Genomic DNA, 17793 nt, shown 5'->3' on the forward strand with positions numbered 1-17793 from the left:
GATTAAATCGATTTCCCCGCAGCCTTCAGCGCACGGGCGCCAACGTCACGGCGGTAAAATAGTCCTGGCTGCATGATTTCTTCAACGGCTTCATACACTCTTGATCTTGCCGCTTCAAATGTGTCGTCAAATGCCGTCACATTTGCTACACGGCCGCCATTTGTGACGAATTGATCGTTTTCTTTTTTTGTTCCTGCGTGGAAGGTCACGACATTAGACACAGTTGTTTGCAAAGCACCGATTGGTGTGCCTTTTGCGTAGTCCTCCGGGTATCCTTCTGAAGCAAGAACTACACTGACAGCGGCAGTGTCTTTCCACTGTAAGTCCACATCTTTTCCATCTAGAATATCGAGGAATACTTGGACTAGATCTGATTCAAGACGAGGGAGAACAACCTGCGTTTCAGGATCGCCAAAGCGTGCATTGAATTCAATGACCTTTGAGCCTTCTGGTGTCAGCATTAAGCCTGCATATAAAATGCCTGTAAACGGACGCTCTTCCTGCACCATTGCGCGAGCCGCCGGTTTGACGACATCTTCAACCGCTTTTTGGACGACTTCATCTGAAATTTGCGGTACTGGCGAATAAGCCCCCATCCCGCCGGTATTCGGCCCTTTGTCATCTTCGAATGCCCGTTTGTGATCCTGCGCGATCACCATTGGATACACCTTTTCTCCATTGACAAAGGCCATCAGTGAAAATTCCTCGCCTGTTAAAAATTCCTCGATGACGACAGATGCACTCGCATCGCCAAACTTTTCATCTTCCAAAAAGTCGTGCAGACAGTTGATCGCCTCTTCAAGTGTCATAGCGACTGTCACGCCTTTTCCTGCTGCAAGACCGTCTGCTTTAATGACAATCGGCGCACCCTTTTCTTCCACATAAGCCTTCGCTTCTTCAAACGATGTGAAGGTAGCGTAAGCGGCGGTCGGGATATCATAGTTTTTCATTAAGTCTTTTGCAAATTCCTTTGAGCCCTCAATAACCGCAGCTTTTGCATTTGGTCCAAATACCTTTAGACCTGCCTCTTCAAATGCATCCACCACACCTGCAATTAAAGGAACCTCTGGACCGACAATTGTTAAGCCGATTTCATTTTCTTTTGCAAAACGAATTAATGCCTCATGATTACCTTCATCGATTGGGACAAGCTTCGCAGCATCTGTCATTCCATCATTGCCGGGTGCGACAAATACTTGGCTGACAAGTTCACTTTGCTTCACTTTCCATGCGATGGTATGCTCTCTTCCGCCTCTGCCGATAATTAATACGTTCACACTGTCATCCCCTTAATGTTTGAAATGTCTAACGCCAGTGAAGACCATGGCGATGCCGTATTTATCTGCCTTTTGAATCGATTCTTCATCACGAATGGAACCGCCTGGTTGAATGATCGCTGTGACGCCTGCCTTCGCAGCAGCTTCCACTGTATCGCCCATTGGGAAGAATGCATCAGAGCCTAGTGCGCTTCCTTTCGCCTTTTCACCTGCTTGTTCAATCGCAATGTTTGCTGAGCCAACACGGTTCATCTGACCAGCGCCGATACCTGCTGTCATTTGATCTTTTGCAAGGACAATGGCGTTTGATTTCACATGCTTGACGACTTTCCATGCAAGCTTTAAATCTTTCCATTCGTCTTCTGTTGGTTCTCTTTTCGTTGGAATAGAGATGGTTGCTTCCTCTAAGCCGTACGTGTCAATATCCTGCACGAGCAGTCCGCCATGGACACTTGTCAGCTGCTTTTCTTTTTTCTCAAGATCCGCTTCTACATCTAGTGTTAATAGGCGAAGATTCTTTTTCGCTGTTAACACGTCAAGTGCTTCTTGGCTAAAGGATGGGGCGATAACAATTTCTAAGAAAATCGTATGCAGCACGTCTGCCGTTTGTTTGTCTACTTCACGGTTAAGCGCCACAATGCCGCCAAAAATAGAGGTTTCATCTGCTTTGAATGCACGGTCAAAGGCTTCAGCAATCGTTTCTCCTGTACCAACGCCGCACGGATTCATATGTTTTACAGCCACAGCCGCTGGCTCCGTAAATTCTCGTACGATTTGAAGAGCTGCATCTGCATCTTTGATATTGTTGTAGGAAAGTTCTTTTCCGTGTAATTGCGCTGCAGTAGCTAAAGAGCCTTTGCTTGGAAGAGCATTTTCATAGAAAGTCGCCGCTTGGTGCGGGTTTTCTCCATAACGAAGGGATTGTTTTTTCTCAAACGTGACGGTGAACTGCTCTGGCTCTGTTTCGCCAACATAGTTCGTTAAATAATCCGCAATGAGGGCATCGTAAGCAGCCGTATGACGGAATACCTTCGCCGCAAGCTCACGTTTTTTCTCTAGCGGCACGCCGCCTTCTTTGATTTGCTGAACGACTGTATCATAATCACGAGGATCGACAATCACTGTGACGTCTTGGTGGTTTTTCGATGCCGCACGAAGCATTCCCGGTCCGCCAATATCAATGTTTTCAATCGCTTCTTCATACGTTACATCGTCTTTTGAGATCGTCTCTTTGAATGGATAGAGATTCACGACAACAAGATCAATCGGCTGAATGCCATGCTTTTCAATCTGTGCCATATGCTCATCGTTTTCTCTCACTGCCAAAAGTCCACCATGAATGTTCGGGTGAAGCGTTTTGAGTCGTCCGTCCATGATTTCAGGGAATCCAGTGACTTCAGAAATCCCAATGACATCAATGCCGTTCTCTTGAAGAAGCTTATGTGTACCTCCAGTTGAAATCACTTCAACGCCAAGTTCTGTTAATTCTTTCACAAAAGGTACAAGATTCGTTTTATCGGAAACACTGATTAATGCGCGTTTGATCGTCATGCCTTCGTCACCTCATTAAGATAATTCTAAAAGTGATTTGATCACTTTTGGATATAGTGTGTGTTCTAGTTCATGCATTCTTTTTTCAATCGATTCAAGCTCTTCACCTTGTTCAATATAAATCGCCGATTGATCAATAATCGGACCGGTATCCATCCCTTCATCGACAAAATGGACGGTGATGCCTGCCACTTTGACGCCTGCTTGATAGGCTTGTCCGATGGCATCAAGACCTGGGAAGGCTGGCAGCAAGGATGGGTGGATATTCACGATTTTCCCTCTATACGCTTCAAGTAATGTCGGACCGATCAGTCTCATATACCCAGCAAGGAAAACCCATTCCACTTCATGAAGCCTGAGCTGTTCGATGATCGTTTGTTCAAAAGCGGCTTTATTCGGAAAAGCCTTCGGGGTAAAAGCAAAGGAGGCAATGCCCTCTTTCTCAGCACGCTCCAGCACCTTCGCACCCGGTTTATCACAAATCACAATGGCGGCCTCTGCCTGCCACTGTTCTTCTTTTAACGTATCTATAATGGCTTGAAAGTTTGTCCCGCTTCCAGAGGCGAAGATAGCAAACTTCTTCATGAGAGGCTTCCACCGCCGAATGTGACACCTTCTCCTTTTTGAACACGACCGATGAGAAATGCTTTCTCTCCATCTTGTTCAAGTTCACTAATCACATCCACAAGATCGTCCTCTTTTACAGCTAAGACAAAGCCAATGCCCATATTAAACACATTGAACATCTCTTCTGCCTTCAACTGACCCTTTTCTTGAATAAAGGAGAAAATTGGTGGCACTGGCCATGAACCGTTATCAATCTCAACGCCAAGACCTTCAGGCAGCATACGTGGTAAATTTTCAATAAAACCGCCGCCTGTCACATGTGCCATGCCGTCAACTTTGCCGGCTTTCACTTGTTTGAGAACGGGCTTCACATAAATTTTTGTCGGTTCAAGAAGCTCTTCTCCGAGCGGTCTTGTAAAAGGTTCATACGTTTGATGCAGGTCAAGACCAGCGTCTTCCAGCAAAACTTTACGAACGAGAGAGTAACCATTGCTATGAATTCCGCTTGAGCTCAGTCCAATGAGCAAATGTCCCTCTTTGATGCTGTCTCCTGTCACGATTTCATCCTTTTCAACGACACCTACCGAAAAACCAGCAATATCATATTCTTCTTCTGTGTAAAGACCTGGCATTTCGGCTGTCTCACCGCCGACAAGTGCTGAACCAGACTGCTCACAGCCGTCAGCCACCCCTTTGACAATGGATTCAATTTTTAGCGGATCTGCTTTTCCAACGGCTAAGTAATCTAAGAAAAAGAGCGGTTCTGCCCCTTGTGCAAGCACATCGTTGACACACATGGCCACGGCATCGACGCCGATCGTATCGTGTTTATCCATTAAAAAGGCAAGCTTTAATTTCGTTCCGACACCATCTGTTCCTGAAACAAGAACGGGCTTTTTATATGGCAGCTCAGATAGATCAAACATACCGCCAAATCCACCTAGAGCGCCCATGACACCTGCTCGTTTTGTACGTTCTACGTGTGTTTTCATTCGTTTGACGGCTTCGTACCCTGCTTCGATGTCGACACCGGCGTTTTTATATGCTTCTGACATCCCATTCACTCCTTTTAGCTGCTGCTTTCCATGTATTTTCGGCAGAATGAAAGAGCAGCATATCAACTCATCTTGACTGCTGCTCCTTTATTCGATTATTTCGTCAGGACCGTTTCCTTCACATGCGGAAGAACTGTATCTTCATAAATTTCAGTCGGGTATTTACCAGTAAAGCATGCTAAACACTGCCCGCGCTGCGGATCATCATACTTCCTGCCAATCCCGTCCATTAAACCGTCTACAGATAAAAATGCAATGGAGTCTGCACCGATTTCCTGTCTAATTTCTTCCACTGAATGAGAAGAAGCAATCAGCTCTTCGTGTGTGGACGTATCAATTCCATAAAAACATGGATGCGCGATTGGCGGTGAACTAATGCGTACATGGACTTCCGTCGCACCCGCTTCTCTTAGCATCGTGACAATTCTGCGGCTCGTTGTACCGCGTACGATGGAATCATCCACCATCACAACACGCTTTCCTTCGACAACCCCGCGCACAGCAGACAGCTTCATCCGTACGCCCTGCTCACGCAATGCTTGAGACGGCTGGATAAAGGTCCGGCCGACATAACGGTTTTTAATCAAACCGAGCTCATACGGAATACCTGTTGCTTCGGCATATCCAATCGCTGCAGAAATACTGGAATCTGGTACACCTGTCACAACATCTGCTTCGACATGCGCTTCTTCGGCAAGCTTTTTGCCTAGATTCTTTCTCGCACTATGCACATTGATGCCGTTGATATTGCTGTCAGGTCTTGAGAAATAAATGTATTCCATGCTGCACATGCTGCGGTTAATGTTCATCGAGAAGCGCTCAGATTTCAAGCCTTCATCATTAATGATCAGCATTTCGCCAGGCTCCACATCACGTAAATACGTAGCGCCGACGACATCAAATGCACATGTTTCAGAAGCGACGACATAAGCATCTCCAAGCATACCAAGTGAAAGCGGGCGTAAGCCGTTCGGATCAAGAGCCACGATCATTTCTGTTTCCGTCATGATTAAGAAAGCATATGCTCCTTTCAGCATGGACAGCGCATTTTTGATCTGCTCTTTTAATTCAATATGCCCGCTGCGCTTAATTAAATGAGCCAGCACTTCGGTATCAGAAGAGGTCTGGAAAATGCTCCCTTGGTTCTCTAGCTGCTGCTTTAACTGCGTTGCATTCACTAAGTTTCCATTATGAGCAAGGGCAAGACTGCCGTTGTTTTGCGAGCGGAAGAAGAGGGGCTGCACATTTTCAAAGCCGCCTCCGCCTGCTGTCGCATACCGAACGTGTCCGATCGCCCCTTTTCCTTTCAAATCCTTTAGCTCACCGTTTTGAAAGACTTCCGTAATCAGTCCAAGGCCTTTGTGTGATGTCAGGTTCTCACCATCTGTTGCAATGATTCCCGCACCTTCTTGTCCTCGGTGCTGAAGGCTATGCAATCCGTAATATGTGATTTGCGGGGCTTCTTCGTGTCCCCAAACCCCAAAGACACCACACTCTTCATTTAAGCCTCTGATTTCAGCAAGCATGGGATCGCTCCTTTCCATGCACGTTCAAGCTCGTTGACCGCTGCATGAATCCATTGTTGTCCTTCTTGATTTTTGACGGTAAATACACCATCATTTGTGACCGTTCCGACTTCTTTCGCATCTTTGACCGCCGCAGCAAACGCTTCGCAGTGCTCTGGTCTGACTGTGACAACAAAACGTGACTGTGTTTCACTGAATAAGGAAGCTTCGCTGTTTAAATCGATTTGGATATCAGCGCCAAGACCGTCTGTTCCAAACGTACTTTCAGCAAGTGCTACACCAAGTCCGCCTTCAGACACATCGTGTGCTGATTGAACGAGACCGTTTTGAATCGCGGCTAGCAGAGCTTCTTGACGCGTGAGCTCTACATCCAAATCAATGTCTGGTGCTTTTCCGTAAATACGGCCTTCTGTCATCTTTTGAAGCTCACTGCCTGCGAATTCTTCCTTCGTCTCACCAATGACGAAAATCACATCGCCAGCCTGCTGGAACGATTGAGTCGTAATATGAGCAGTATCTTCAACCAAACCAACCATTCCAATGACTGGTGTTGGGTAAATCGCTGTTCCATTTGATTCGTTATATAAAGAGACGTTCCCACCGATAACTGGTGTGCTTAGCGTGCGGCATGCTTCGCTAATCCCGTCAGCTGACTTTTCTATTTGCCAGAAAATTTCTGGTTTCTCCGGGTTACCGAAGTTCAGGTTATCTGTCACTGCAAGCGGACGAGCGCCTGAGCAGACAATGTTACGTGCTGCTTCAGCGACTGCGATTTTCCCGCCAACCTCTGGATCAAGGTAGAGATAGCGTGCGTTACAATCTGTTGTCATCGCTAGGGCTTTTTTCGTTCCGCGGATTCTTAGTACGCCCGCATCAGAGCCCGGTGCAACGACTGTATTTGTCCGAACCATGTAGTCATACTGATCATAAACCCATTCTTTACTTGCAATTGTTGGCTGCTGAAGGAGCTGTTTTAACGTTTCTGCTGCATCTGTGATGGCTGGAGCTTCAACTTTTGTTTCTAAAAACTCACGATAGTATGCAGGCTCACTTGATGGCTTGTGATAAACCGGCGCTTCTTCTGCAAGAGCGTCAACAGGAAGCTCACATACGACTTCACCTTGATGGAGTAAACGAAGCATTTTATCGTTTGTCACATGACCGACTGATACCGCTTCAAGATCGTATTTTTCGAAAATATCAATGATTTCTTGTTCGCGGCCTTTTTCAATGACCAGCAGCATTCTCTCTTGCGATTCAGACAGCATCATTTCGTATGCCGACATACCTGTTTCACGCTGCGGAATGAGATCTAGATTCATCTCGATTCCAGAACCTGCTTTACTTGCCATTTCCGCGCTTGAGCTTGTTAAGCCAGCCGCTCCCATATCTTGAATCCCAACGAGCGCATCGTTTTTGATGACTTCAAGGCACGCTTCAAGCAGCAGCTTTTCCATGAACGGATCGCCGACTTGAACCGCTGAACGTTTTTCTTCTGATTCATCAGAAAATTCTTCAGACGCAAATGTTGCACCGTGAATACCGTCACGTCCCGTTTTAGCACCAACGTACATCACCGTGTTGCCGACACCTTTGGCCTGCCCTTTTTTGATGTCCTCGTGGTTGATTAATCCAACACACATCGCATTTACGAGCGGATTGCCTTCATAGCTTTGATCAAAATGAACCTCTCCGCCGACTGTTGGAATTCCGATACAGTTTCCATAGCCTGCGATCCCTGCCACTACTTCTTCAAACAAGTACTTCACGCGCGGTGAAGTCAGTTCACCAAAACGAAGAGAGTTTAATACAGCAATTGGACGCGCACCCATGGAGAATACATCACGGATAATTCCGCCGACACCTGTAGCCGCTCCTTGATACGGTTCAATCGCAGATGGATGGTTATGTGATTCGATTTTAAATACAACCGCTTGGTTGTCTCCAATATCCACGATTCCAGCGCCTTCCCCAGGACCTTGAAGAACATGCTCTCCTTTTGTCGGGAATTTGCTTAAAACAGGCTTTGAGTTTTTATAACTGCAATGCTCTGACCACATGACAGAAAAAATACCCGTTTCTGTGTAGTTTGGCAGTCTGCCAATAATGGATTCAATTAAAGCGAATTCTTCATCACTCAATCCCATTTGCTGATACAATTTCTCTTCTTTAATTTGCTTGTGACTTGGTTCAAGCAGTAGTGACATGAGTGTCCCTCCAATTTTTCACGATAGATTGAAACAATTTAAGTCCGTCTGCGCTGCCTAGTAATGAATCAACCGCGCGCTCAGGGTGCGGCATCATGCCGAGTACATTGCCCTCTTCATTCGTTATACCTGCAATTCGATTGACACTGCCGTTAATATCGTCTCCGTAAGTGAAAGCGATTTGGCCATTTTGAATGAGCTTCGCTAAAGTGTCTTCATCACAGTAGAAGTTGCCTTCACCGTGTGCTACAGGAATCGTAATGGATTCGCCTTTTTGATAGCCGCTTGTAAATTGCGTTTCGCTGTTCTCTACAATGAGTTCAACTGAACGACAGATAAATTTCAAGTCTTTATTTCGTCTCATCGCACCTGGAAGAATGCCAAGCTCCTGAAGAATTTGGAACCCGTTACAAACACCGAGAACAGGCTTTCCTTCCGCAGCTGCTTTTTTCACCGCCGGCATGATGTTAGAGAAGCGAGCGATCGCACCACATCTTAAGTAATCCCCATAAGAGAAACCGCCTGGTACGAGTACACCGTCAAATCCGTCTAGACTCGTTTCGTCGTGCCATACATATTCAACTTGTTCACCTAACTCATCTTGAATCGCATGGTACATATCGATATCACAGTTAGAGCCAGGCAAGACGATCACTGCAAACTTCACTGTGCGACAACCTCCTCCACCTCATAGCGGTAATCTTCAATCACCGTGTTGGCCAGTAATTTTTCACACATTTCTTTGACGACTGTGTCTAAATCACGATCTGATTTTTCAATGACAAGCTCCATGTATTTCCCGATACGGACATCCTTTACTTCCTGATAAGACATGCTGTGCAAGGCGTGCTGCACGGCACTTCCTTGTGGATCAAGAACGCTCTCTTTTAAGCTGACAAAAATTTTCACTTTATACATGTTTATGGCCTCCAAGTCTTTTGAAAATTTCTTCGTATGCATTTGTTAAGCCGCCCAGGTTTCGTCTGAACACGTCTTTATCAAGCTTTTCGTTTGTATCTTTGTCCCAAAGCCTGCACGTATCAGGTGAAATCTCATCAGCTAGCAAAATACGATTCTCGTGATCTATTCCGAATTCAAGCTTGAAATCAATTAAATTTACATGGCAGTCTGAGAAGATTTGCTTTAACTCTTCATTCACTTGTCTTGTGATCTGTTTCATTTCCTCGACCTGCTCTGGTGTCGCTGCATGTAAAATGTGAATATGATCTTCTGTAATGAGCGGATCGCCGAGTGCATCATCCTTGTAGTAAAACTCGATTAATGGTGTATCCAGTTTTGTTCCCTCTGGAATGCCAAGGCGCTTTGACATACTGCCTGCCACTACATTTCGTACAACCACTTCAAGCGGAACAATCTGCACCTTTTGAATGAGCTGTTCTGTGTCAGAGAGTCGTTTCACAAAGTGATTGTTGATCCCTTTCTCATGCAGCATTTGAAAGATTAAGCTTGAAATTTCGTTATTCAGTCTGCCTTTGCCTTCGATTTCAGCTTTCTTTTCGCCGTTAAATGCTGTCGCTGAGTCTTTATATTCGACATATAAAATATGCTCGTCATCGGTCTGATAGATTTTTTTCGCTTTGCCTTCGTAGAGAAGTTCTTGTTTCACAGTCATTCAGGTTGGCCTCCTAATTTGAATGTTGGCAATTTTCAGGATTGGGCACCTGACAAGCAGGCGGCCCATTTCTTACGCAAGACCTAGACGTTCGAAAATCATATCGACATTTTTCAAGTGATAGTTGTAATCGAAGCAGTCAGCGATTTGTTCAGGTGTTAAGCGTGATGTGATTTTTTCCTCCGCTTCTACTAATGAACGGAATGGCACCTGCTTTTCCCACGCTTCCATCGCCTTCGGCTGAACCGTATCATATGCCTCTTCACGTGCCATGCCTGTATCGATTAATGCAAGAAGAACGCGCTGTGAGTAAATCAAGCCAAGTGTGCGGTCCATGTTGCGTTTCATGTTCTCAGGGAAGACCGTCAAGTTCTTCACGATGTTTGAGAAACGGTTCAGCATATAGTTCAGTGCAATCGTTGCATCTGGTAAAATGATGCGCTCAGCAGAGGAATGAGAAATATCACGCTCATGCCAAAGCGGTACATTTTCATAAGCTGTCAGCATATATCCACGGATGACGCGGGCAATTCCCGTCATATTTTCAGAGCCGATTGGGTTCCGTTTATGCGGCATCGCTGATGATCCTTTTTGTCCTTTTGCGAAGAACTCTTCTACTTCACGTGTTTCACTCTTTTGAAGTCCACGAATTTCAACAGCAAATTTCTCAATGCTTGTTGCGACGAGTGCAAGAGTAGCCATGTAATCTGCATGACGATCACGCTGCAAGGTTTGGGTGGAAATTGGTGCAGCTTTGATGCCAAGCTTCTCACATACATATTGCTCAACAAACGGGTCGATGTTCGCATATGTGCCAACAGCTCCAGAAATTTTGCCGTATTCGATGCCAGCTTTTGCTTGTTTAAAACGTTCTAGGTTACGCTTCATTTCTTCGTACCAAAGACCAAGCTTCAGGCCAAATGTTGTCGGTTCAGCGTGTACACCATGTGTACGACCCATCATGACGGTATATTTGTGCTCTTTTGCTTTTTCTTTTAGGATGTCAACAAATCTCTCAATGTCCTTGAGCAAGATATCGTTCGCCTGCTTTAATAAATATGAAAGCGCCGTATCCACTACGTCTGTAGATGTTAACCCGTAATGAACCCACTTTCTTTCTTCTCCTAGAGATTCAGATACAGCACGCGTAAAGGCAACCACGTCGTGGCGCGTGTCTTGTTCAATCTCTAGAATACGATCAATATCAAAGCTTGCATTCTTGCGCATGGTCACAACGTCTTCTTTCGGAATAACGCCAAGCTCTGCCCAAGCTTCACAAGCGAGAATTTCTACTTCAAGCCATGCATTAAATTTGTTTTCCTCTGTCCAGATTGCTGACATTTCTGGTCGTGCGTAACGTTCGATCATTTCCCGTTTCCTCCATCTCTTTCAGTCCATATCTTTGTGATGTTTGTCATCCATTCATCATCAAGCTGTTTCATAAATGTCATGTGACCCATTTTGCGGCCGGCTTTTACTTCATGCTTTCCATATAGATAAAGCTTCGCTTCTTTGAGAAGCTCAGGATGCTCTGTTGGGATGTCCACTTCATCGCCTAATAAGTTCACCATCATGCCCTCTGAGAAAAGGGCTGTACCGCCAAGCGGCAAACCACATATCGCGCGAACGTGCTGTTCAAACTGACTCGTCTCACATAAATCGAGCGTATAATGACCAGAATTATGCGGGCGAGGCGCCAGTTCATTGACGAGCAGCTCTCCCTCGTTTGTCAGGAACAGTTCTACAGCAAGTGTACCGACTAGCCCCAGCTTTTCAGCCAGTGTCGTTGCCAGCTCTTTTGCCTTCTCCTGAATGCGTTCCTCTACCCTTGCAGGCACAATGCTTTGGAACAAAATGTTGTGCTTATGAATGTTCTCAGCGACTGGGAATACCGCAATCTCCCCATGAATAGAACGAGTGACGATCACCGAGAGCTCCATTTGAAATGGGACCCAGCTTTCTAAAATACAAGTTCCATGTGTGAGCAATGCTGCTGCTTCATGAAGCTGTCCTTTTTCCTTGATCACATACTGCCCTTTTCCGTCGTAGCCGCCTCTGCATGTTTTCAGCACGGCTGGCAAACCAAGCACGGCCACTGCGTCTTCCAGCTCTTTTTCATCATGAATGATGCGATAAGGCGCGACTTCACAGCCTGCGTCTACAATCCCTTTTTTCTCCGTTTCACGATTTTGAGTTAAAAGAAGAAGTTCACTTCCTTGCGGTAAATTGGCTTCTTCCTTCAATTGATTAAGTGCATCATAATCAATATTTTCAAATTCATATGTCACGACATCGCTGATTTCTGCCAGCTGTCGAATCGCTTCGAGGTCACTATATGCAGCTGTGATTTCTGTATCAGCAACCTGTCCACAAGGAGATTGTGCGACTGGATCTAACACAGCTGCCCGGTATCCCATTTGCTTTGCGCTGACGGCCATATATCTGCCAAGCTGTCCTCCGCCGATAATACCGATGGTTGCGTTTGGAAAAATGGTCTGCTTAGCCAAGCTGATCACTGCTTTCTAGTACAGTCTGTTTTGTTTGCTCTCTTCTTTCTTCAAGGCGAGCAGCGATTGTTTCATCAAATGCTGAAATCATTTGCGCGGCAAGAAGCCCTGCATTTGTTGCACCGGCTTTGCCAATCGCCACTGTCGCAACCGGTACACCGCCTGGCATTTGAACGATGGATAATAAGGAATCCAGCCCATTTAGTGCTTTTGATTGTACGGGCACACCAATGACCGGCAGTGTCGTTTTCGCTGCGACCATCCCCGGTAAATGTGCTGCGCCTCCAGCACCGGCAATGATGACTTTTAGTCCTTTACCTCTTGCTTCTGCCGCATATTCAAACATCAAGTCAGGTGTCCGATGTGCGGATACCACCTGTTTTTCATACGGAATGTCTAATTCCTCTAAGATATCGCACGCATTTTTCATTGTTTCCCAATCAGATGTACTTCCCATGATGACACCTACAAGCGGCTTCATTTTGTCCCCACCTTTAAGCTGATATTCGATCTTGTATCGTTTGACACGCTTCCCAAACCTAAGCAGCTTGTCAAACGCCGAACAAAAAGGCCCGATTTGCATTGCATTGTTAGGAAGCAACACAAACCGGGCCATGGTAAGCGCTGTTCGCTTTTGAAACGCCATGTCAGTTTTGTTCACTATCCTGCATAGTCCAGTCATTTACGGTAACTGGGTAGAAACTTATGGGCCATATTCCCAAGATTATATGAGGCTCGTGTTTTGATTTCATGTTTATCTTAACAACGGATGTTCATGATGTCAACGGATTTATCGAACAATCTATGAAGTCGTCGTTTTAATGTTCGGATTTAGACTATTTTTCCTTCAAATACGATTTTTTTCCCAATCGGAATGATCTGAATCGACCCATTTTCCTTCTTTTCCTGAAAAATGGGCTCCTCCATTCGTCGGACAGGCGAGTAGCCTTCCGCTGCCATCTGGGACAACACTTGATCGATCGTCATGTTGTCTTCCACATAGAATTTCTTCTTCTTTGGTTTTGCGGTCATTCTTTAATTCTCCTTTTCTTCACAGCCTTCACCCAGAAGCCGCCGTGAATCGATTTGGGCTCATACGAAATGATAAACGCCTTTGAATCCAGCGTTTTAATCGTTTCATATAATTGCAGTTCATATTTTCTCGGTGTTAAAATTTGCAATGCTGTCCGGTCTCCTTCAAGACCGCCTGCTACCCAGCTGGTGACACCATATCCTTTTTCTCTCAATTGTCTTGGGAGATCGACATCCAATTCTTTTGTGATCACGTTAACAGTTGTGTAGCCAAGTGCCAGCTTCTCTTCAATTTTCATCCCGACAATGATTCCCATCCCATAACCTAGCGCATACGCAATGACATTTTGTATTTGATCTAAGTTATCAAGTACGATACTTAACCCAATGACATAGATAAGCATTTCAATCGTACCAGCAAAAGCAGCTGCGTACCGTCTGCCTTTCATTGTTAAAATCAAACGCATAGTGGAAAAAGAAACATAGACAATATTAATCACTAAAATGATCAAAACCATGGTGAACGCATTGGATAAAAGTTGTTGAAGCACGATTCGAACCCCCTGCACTAAAAATCAAATAAAGCACCCCATATTCTACTAGAGAACATACCTTGATACAATCAAATTTGCGCGAGAAAAACACATATATCTTTCGACAACAAAGGTGGTCTTTGTTACCAAGAGTTTACCCGTTTTTTCCTCTTCTCAACATGAAAGCCTCCTTTTTCAAAAAAGGAGGCTTTCAGTGTGTTTATCCAAATCGAACAGGAACAAGTGATGGAATCAAATACTCTCCGACAATGCTCCAGAGTAGTGCAATGATGACAAGCTCCACCAATAAAAAGATCCAGCCCGCATACATCAAATCACCGCGCACCGCTTCATGCTCCGATTGAATCGAGCGAAAGAGTACGATCGCAATCAACTGGAGACCAAAAAACATCATCACAGATAAAATGACCGTCACATATGGAATATTCATCATGGCAAATACAAGCCAAAGGATGGATAAAACCAAAACCGGCACAAGGGCGGCACCAAACTTCATGATCACTTCTTTCAGTGATATGTTTCCTTTTAGCATGTACTTTCCGAGTAACCAGACGGTAAGCATCATCAATGTCAACAGGATGAGTGTAAAGACCGCTATCCTCAAAAAGGCGTCACCAAAAGAGTAATGAATGCCAAAGCCTAATAAACGGGTCTTTGACGCCTTTAATTGAACATAGTTGCCTAAAGCAAAAAACACGCTGCATAACACAATCGAAATCCAGGCGTACTTCATCCGTAATGTTTCCGCTTGATTGATTGCTCGACTCGGTGATTTTAACATCGCAAGTCCATATGAGCCATAGCGCTTAAACGCGCCTCCTACACCTTGCAGCATACGCTGAATGGCAGAACGCTCATCAGCCGCTGCTGCTTTTGCTTTCGAGGTTCTTCCACGTTTTGCGGCGCTTCTGCCGAGGCGGGATTGCCTCGTTTCTTGATCTATTGATGGCTCTTCATTTTTTAAGTCTGATGTACTTTGCTCTTGATCTTTTTCTAACATCTCATATCAACTCCTATCCAGCACAATCCTTACAGGCTCATACGAATGACCTGTTCGGATGACTCCTCTTAAAGTAGCGGAGTCTCTCTGTTCAGTCAAGATGCCTTGACGTTCATACGAATAGACGGATAAAAGGCAGCAGAGGTTTTAAAATGGCAAGAAAATTAGACAAAACAAAAAAACAGCAGCTTCCATGAGCTGCTGTTTTGATTGCACAATTAATGATTTAAGAAAGCAAAGTAAAGAATAAAGATCACAAACAATCCGTACATAATCGGATGTACTTCTTTGGCTTTCCCTTTAAAGATCATCGTAATCGGGTAGAAAATAAAGCCAACCGCAATCCCTGTTGCAATACTGTATGTGAGTGGCATCATAATCATCGTTAAGAAGGCTGGTACGGCAATTTCAAAACGATCCCAGGCAATCTTCGCAAGCGGAGCGACCATCAGTGCACCGACAATGATTAAAGCAGGTGCTGTCACATTCGATGTAACGATGGATAATAGCGGCGAGAAGAACATCGCAAGTAAGAAGAAAATACCTGTTACGACAGCTGCAAATCCAGAACGCGCACCAGCAGCTACACCTGAGCTGGATTCAACATAAGATGTCGTTGTGGATGTTCCAAGGACAGAACCTACAACGATTGAAGATGAATCCGCCAGAAGTGCTCTTCCTGCACGCGGCAGCTCATTATTTTTCATTAAACCAGCTTGGGTTGCAACAGCCACAAGCGTTCCTGCTGTATCAAAGAACCCAACGAATAAGAACGTTAAAATCACGACAAGCATTTGAATTGAGAAAATTTCTGGTAAATGAATCAAGGCTTGGCCAAAGGTTGGAGATAAGCTTGGAATACTTCCCACAATTTGCGTCGGTACTGGTACAAGACCAACGATCATTCCTGCAATAGCTGTCACAAGCATCCCGATGAAGACACCTGCATTCACTCGAAGAACCATTAAAATGACAGTCACAACGATACCAAACACCGTTAATAAGACAGGGCCACTGTGAATGTTTCCAATCGAAACGAGCGTATTATCATTATTGGCGATAATGCCAGAGCCTTGCAGACCGACAAACGTAATGAACAAACCAATACCCGCACCAACCGCCAGCTTCAGCTCAGCCGGAATGGCATTGATGATTTTTTCACGGAAACCTGTTAAAGAAAGGGCAACAAAGATCAATCCTGAAACAAACACACCAGAAAGTGCTGCTTCCCATGTGATGCCCATGCCAAGAACAACCGAGAAGGCGAAGAAGGCATTCAAACCCATACCTGGTGCAATCGCAATCGGATACCTGGCAATCAACCCCATCAGAATACACCCTGCGGCAGAGGCTAACGCCGTCGCTGTAAAGACAGCGCCCTGATCAATTCGTAATTTATCTGGAAAATCCGGTACGGACACTAAAGCAAGTGTGATCGGATTGACAAACAAAATGTAAGCCATCGACAAAAATGTGGTTAAACCACCGATGATTTCTCTGCGGTAATTCGTTCCTAACTCATCAAACTGAAAAAACTGTTTCAAAGCCAACTGACTCCCTTCATGTCCTTTTGCTTTAGTCTGTCCCATTCACAAGTCAAATAAAAAACGCCCCAACAGTTTTGGGACGCTTGACTACAAGTGTGAATTCAGACCGTGACATAAAACAAGAACAATGCATGATTTATATCAAACGAGTGTGAATTGACGTAGTCAAGCCATTTACGGTAGCTTGGTAGAAACTTGCGGGCCATATCCCCGCGATTATACGACTTCTATCTATTTGATTTCTGTGTCTATTGTACCAACTTCATTTTTAAAACACAATACGAAAAGCGAACAATTTTCAAAGAAATGTCCGCTTCATTCGTCTTATTACACGAATTTGGAAAACCACATCTAGTTCTTTATACACCCTTCTCTAAATCCTTCTCTTTTACAAAAACCGTTTCGGCCACATGGAAAAACTCTTTCACTGCCGGAGAAGCTTGGGAGAGAGAAGGACAGGCGAGCGCAACCTCACGATGATGAGACACATTCAGCTGACGAATGTGCACAAGCTGCTGCGTTTTTAAAAACAACTCAGGGCCTATCGTGACACCAAGCCCTTCCCCGACCATACGAGCAATAGTCGTACAATCATGTACTTCAAATAAAGTAGCCGGCTTCAATTGGGCCTCAGAAAAAATATCCTCTACATGTGATTGATACATGCCAGTCGGCATAATAAAAGGTTCATCCGCCAAATCTGTTATGTCTACAATGGGCTGCTGGTGGAATCGATGATGAGGATGATAAGCGACCACCATCTCATCTTTGATCAGCGGCAGCAAGTCGAAGGCTTCATCCGCATGGCCTTTCACAACAAATCCAACATCAATAATGCCAGAATCCAGCCACTCCAATATTTCTTCATACGTCCCCTCATAAAATTTAAATTCGATTTTCGGATGCTTTTTCTGATAGCTTACAAGCAGCTTAGGCAATAAACAAGCAGATGCACTGGCAAATGTACCGATACGAATCAAGCCTGTTTCAATATTTTTCGTTAACGCAATTTCTTGCTGGATCTTCTCCATCCTATTTAACACTTCTCTAATATGCGGGAGAAGAGTTTGACCGATGTCCGTCAGCATAATGCCCTTTTTTCGGTCGCGAATGAATAAAGACACACCCCACTCCGTTTCTAAACTTGCCACTGCATGACTCACGGCGGACTGCGTCATATTTAATGCTTCAGCTGCTGCGGTAAAACTGCCAAGCTCCACCACTTTTGCGATAATATCAAAGCGAACAAAGCTCATGAGTATTCACTCATCCCCTTCATGAAAAACATCAATTTTACTTATGTTAGCACGGAATTTAAACTAAATACAACGTATCAA

The 17793-nt window shown here is 44.8% G+C and carries 17 protein-coding genes and 2 riboswitches; all 17 genes read right to left on the reverse strand.

The genetic code is table 11. The features are described 5' to 3' along the window. Window positions 1-2: 2 nt before the first annotated feature. The 17 genes from purD to ACSSTM_RS08805 all read right to left on the reverse strand — a co-directional run bounded on the left by purD (window position 3) and on the right by ACSSTM_RS08805 (window position 17712). Complete coding sequence (gene purD / locus ACSSTM_RS08725; RefSeq protein ID WP_420735162.1) at window positions 3-1277, reverse strand: phosphoribosylamine--glycine ligase; 1275 nt, start codon at window positions 1275-1277, stop codon at window positions 3-5. A gap of 12 nt (window positions 1278-1289) precedes the next feature. Then, window positions 1290-2828, reverse strand: a complete 1539-nt coding sequence (gene purH / locus ACSSTM_RS08730; protein ID WP_034664768.1) for a bifunctional phosphoribosylaminoimidazolecarboxamide formyltransferase/IMP cyclohydrolase — start codon at window positions 2826-2828, stop codon at window positions 1290-1292. Window positions 2829-2843: 15 nt separating this feature from the next. Continuing rightward, complete coding sequence (gene purN, locus ACSSTM_RS08735; protein ID WP_034664770.1) at window positions 2844-3413, reverse strand: phosphoribosylglycinamide formyltransferase; 570 nt, start codon at window positions 3411-3413, stop codon at window positions 2844-2846. Further along, window positions 3410-4450, reverse strand: coding sequence for a phosphoribosylformylglycinamidine cyclo-ligase (purM, locus tag ACSSTM_RS08740; protein WP_034664771.1), 1041 nt, complete (start codon window positions 4448-4450; stop codon window positions 3410-3412). The genes purN and purM overlap by 4 nt, the downstream gene beginning before the upstream one ends. Before the next feature lie 95 nt (window positions 4451-4545). Further along, window positions 4546-5976, reverse strand: a complete 1431-nt coding sequence (purF, locus tag ACSSTM_RS08745) for an amidophosphoribosyltransferase (protein WP_034664775.1) — start codon at window positions 5974-5976, stop codon at window positions 4546-4548. Continuing rightward, a complete protein-coding gene (gene purL, locus ACSSTM_RS08750; protein ID WP_420735161.1) occupies window positions 5952-8183 on the reverse strand; it encodes a phosphoribosylformylglycinamidine synthase subunit PurL in 2232 nt (743 codons plus the stop codon). Before purL ends, purF begins: the two co-directional genes overlap by 25 nt. Beyond that, window positions 8167-8850: a phosphoribosylformylglycinamidine synthase subunit PurQ gene (gene purQ / locus ACSSTM_RS08755; protein ID WP_034664782.1), complete on the reverse strand. Its 684-nt coding sequence runs from the start codon at window positions 8848-8850 to the stop codon at window positions 8167-8169. The genes purL and purQ overlap by 17 nt, the downstream gene beginning before the upstream one ends. Beyond that, window positions 8847-9101: a phosphoribosylformylglycinamidine synthase subunit PurS gene (purS, locus tag ACSSTM_RS08760; RefSeq protein WP_003214349.1), complete on the reverse strand. Its 255-nt coding sequence runs from the start codon at window positions 9099-9101 to the stop codon at window positions 8847-8849. The genes purQ and purS overlap by 4 nt, the downstream gene beginning before the upstream one ends. Then, window positions 9094-9816: a phosphoribosylaminoimidazolesuccinocarboxamide synthase gene (purC, locus tag ACSSTM_RS08765; RefSeq protein ID WP_275718549.1), complete on the reverse strand. Its 723-nt coding sequence runs from the start codon at window positions 9814-9816 to the stop codon at window positions 9094-9096. Before purC ends, purS begins: the two co-directional genes overlap by 8 nt. 72 nt (window positions 9817-9888) lie before the next feature. Beyond that, window positions 9889-11184, reverse strand: a complete 1296-nt coding sequence (gene purB / locus ACSSTM_RS08770; RefSeq protein ID WP_034664786.1) for an adenylosuccinate lyase — start codon at window positions 11182-11184, stop codon at window positions 9889-9891. After that, window positions 11181-12323, reverse strand: coding sequence for a 5-(carboxyamino)imidazole ribonucleotide synthase (purK, locus tag ACSSTM_RS08775; protein ID WP_187704365.1), 1143 nt, complete (start codon window positions 12321-12323; stop codon window positions 11181-11183). Before purK ends, purB begins: the two co-directional genes overlap by 4 nt. Then, entirely contained in the window at window positions 12316-12804 is a 489-nt protein-coding gene (gene purE / locus ACSSTM_RS08780; RefSeq protein ID WP_058015578.1) for a 5-(carboxyamino)imidazole ribonucleotide mutase, read from the reverse strand. The genes purK and purE overlap by 8 nt, the downstream gene beginning before the upstream one ends. 169 nt (window positions 12805-12973) lie before the next feature. Next, window positions 12974-13075, reverse strand: a riboswitch (purine riboswitch). A 79-nt stretch (window positions 13076-13154) separates the two neighbouring features. Next, window positions 13155-13355: an NETI motif-containing protein gene (locus ACSSTM_RS08785; protein ID WP_012009137.1), complete on the reverse strand. Its 201-nt coding sequence runs from the start codon at window positions 13353-13355 to the stop codon at window positions 13155-13157. Beyond that, a complete protein-coding gene (locus ACSSTM_RS08790; RefSeq protein WP_024424505.1) occupies window positions 13352-13906 on the reverse strand; it encodes a DUF2179 domain-containing protein in 555 nt (184 codons plus the stop codon). Before ACSSTM_RS08790 ends, ACSSTM_RS08785 begins: the two co-directional genes overlap by 4 nt. A 202-nt stretch (window positions 13907-14108) precedes the next feature. Then, complete coding sequence (locus ACSSTM_RS08795; RefSeq protein WP_309416273.1) at window positions 14109-14909, reverse strand: hypothetical protein; 801 nt, start codon at window positions 14907-14909, stop codon at window positions 14109-14111. Window positions 14910-15127: 218 nt separating this feature from the next. After that, a complete protein-coding gene (locus tag ACSSTM_RS08800; protein ID WP_034664933.1) occupies window positions 15128-16453 on the reverse strand; it encodes an NCS2 family permease in 1326 nt (441 codons plus the stop codon). 145 nt (window positions 16454-16598) lie between these two features. Beyond that, window positions 16599-16700, reverse strand: a riboswitch (purine riboswitch). Between the two features lie 115 nt (window positions 16701-16815). After that, window positions 16816-17712 (reverse strand): LysR family transcriptional regulator, encoded by an 897-nt coding sequence (locus tag ACSSTM_RS08805; RefSeq protein WP_034664796.1) that lies wholly within the window; start codon window positions 17710-17712, stop codon window positions 16816-16818. Window positions 17713-17793 lie beyond the last annotated feature (81 nt).

The sequence above is a fragment of the Bacillus sp. RK1064 genome (genome assembly GCF_051488405.1).
GTDB lineage: Bacteria > Bacillota > Bacilli > Bacillales > Bacillaceae > Bacillus.

Excerpts from the sequence above, each read along its gene's own strand:
- purH (WP_034664768.1), bottom strand. The coding sequence starts at position 2,828 with ATGACGATCAAACGCGCATTAATCAGTGTTTCCGATAAAACGAATCTT.
- purN (WP_034664770.1), bottom strand. The coding sequence starts at position 3,413 with ATGAAGAAGTTTGCTATCTTCGCCTCTGGAAGCGGGACAAACTTTCAA.
- purM (WP_034664771.1), bottom strand. The coding sequence starts at position 4,450 with ATGTCAGAAGCATATAAAAACGCCGGTGTCGACATCGAAGCAGGGTAC.
- purF (WP_034664775.1), bottom strand. The coding sequence starts at position 5,976 with ATGCTTGCTGAAATCAGAGGCTTAAATGAAGAGTGTGGTGTCTTTGGG.
- purL (WP_420735161.1), bottom strand. The coding sequence starts at position 8,183 with ATGTCACTACTGCTTGAACCAAGTCACAAGCAAATTAAAGAAGAGAAA.
- purS (WP_003214349.1), bottom strand. The coding sequence starts at position 9,101 with ATGTATAAAGTGAAAATTTTTGTCAGCTTAAAAGAGAGCGTTCTTGAT.
- purC (WP_275718549.1), bottom strand. The coding sequence starts at position 9,816 with ATGACTGTGAAACAAGAACTTCTCTACGAAGGCAAAGCGAAAAAAATC.
- purB (WP_034664786.1), bottom strand. The coding sequence starts at position 11,184 with ATGATCGAACGTTACGCACGACCAGAAATGTCAGCAATCTGGACAGAG.
- purE (WP_058015578.1), bottom strand. The coding sequence starts at position 12,804 with ATGAAGCCGCTTGTAGGTGTCATCATGGGAAGTACATCTGATTGGGAA.
- ACSSTM_RS08785 (WP_012009137.1), bottom strand. The coding sequence starts at position 13,355 with ATGACCGCAAAACCAAAGAAGAAGAAATTCTATGTGGAAGACAACATG.
- ACSSTM_RS08795 (WP_309416273.1), bottom strand. The coding sequence starts at position 14,909 with ATGTTAGAAAAAGATCAAGAGCAAAGTACATCAGACTTAAAAAATGAA.
- ACSSTM_RS08805 (WP_034664796.1), bottom strand. The coding sequence starts at position 17,712 with ATGAGCTTTGTTCGCTTTGATATTATCGCAAAAGTGGTGGAGCTTGGC.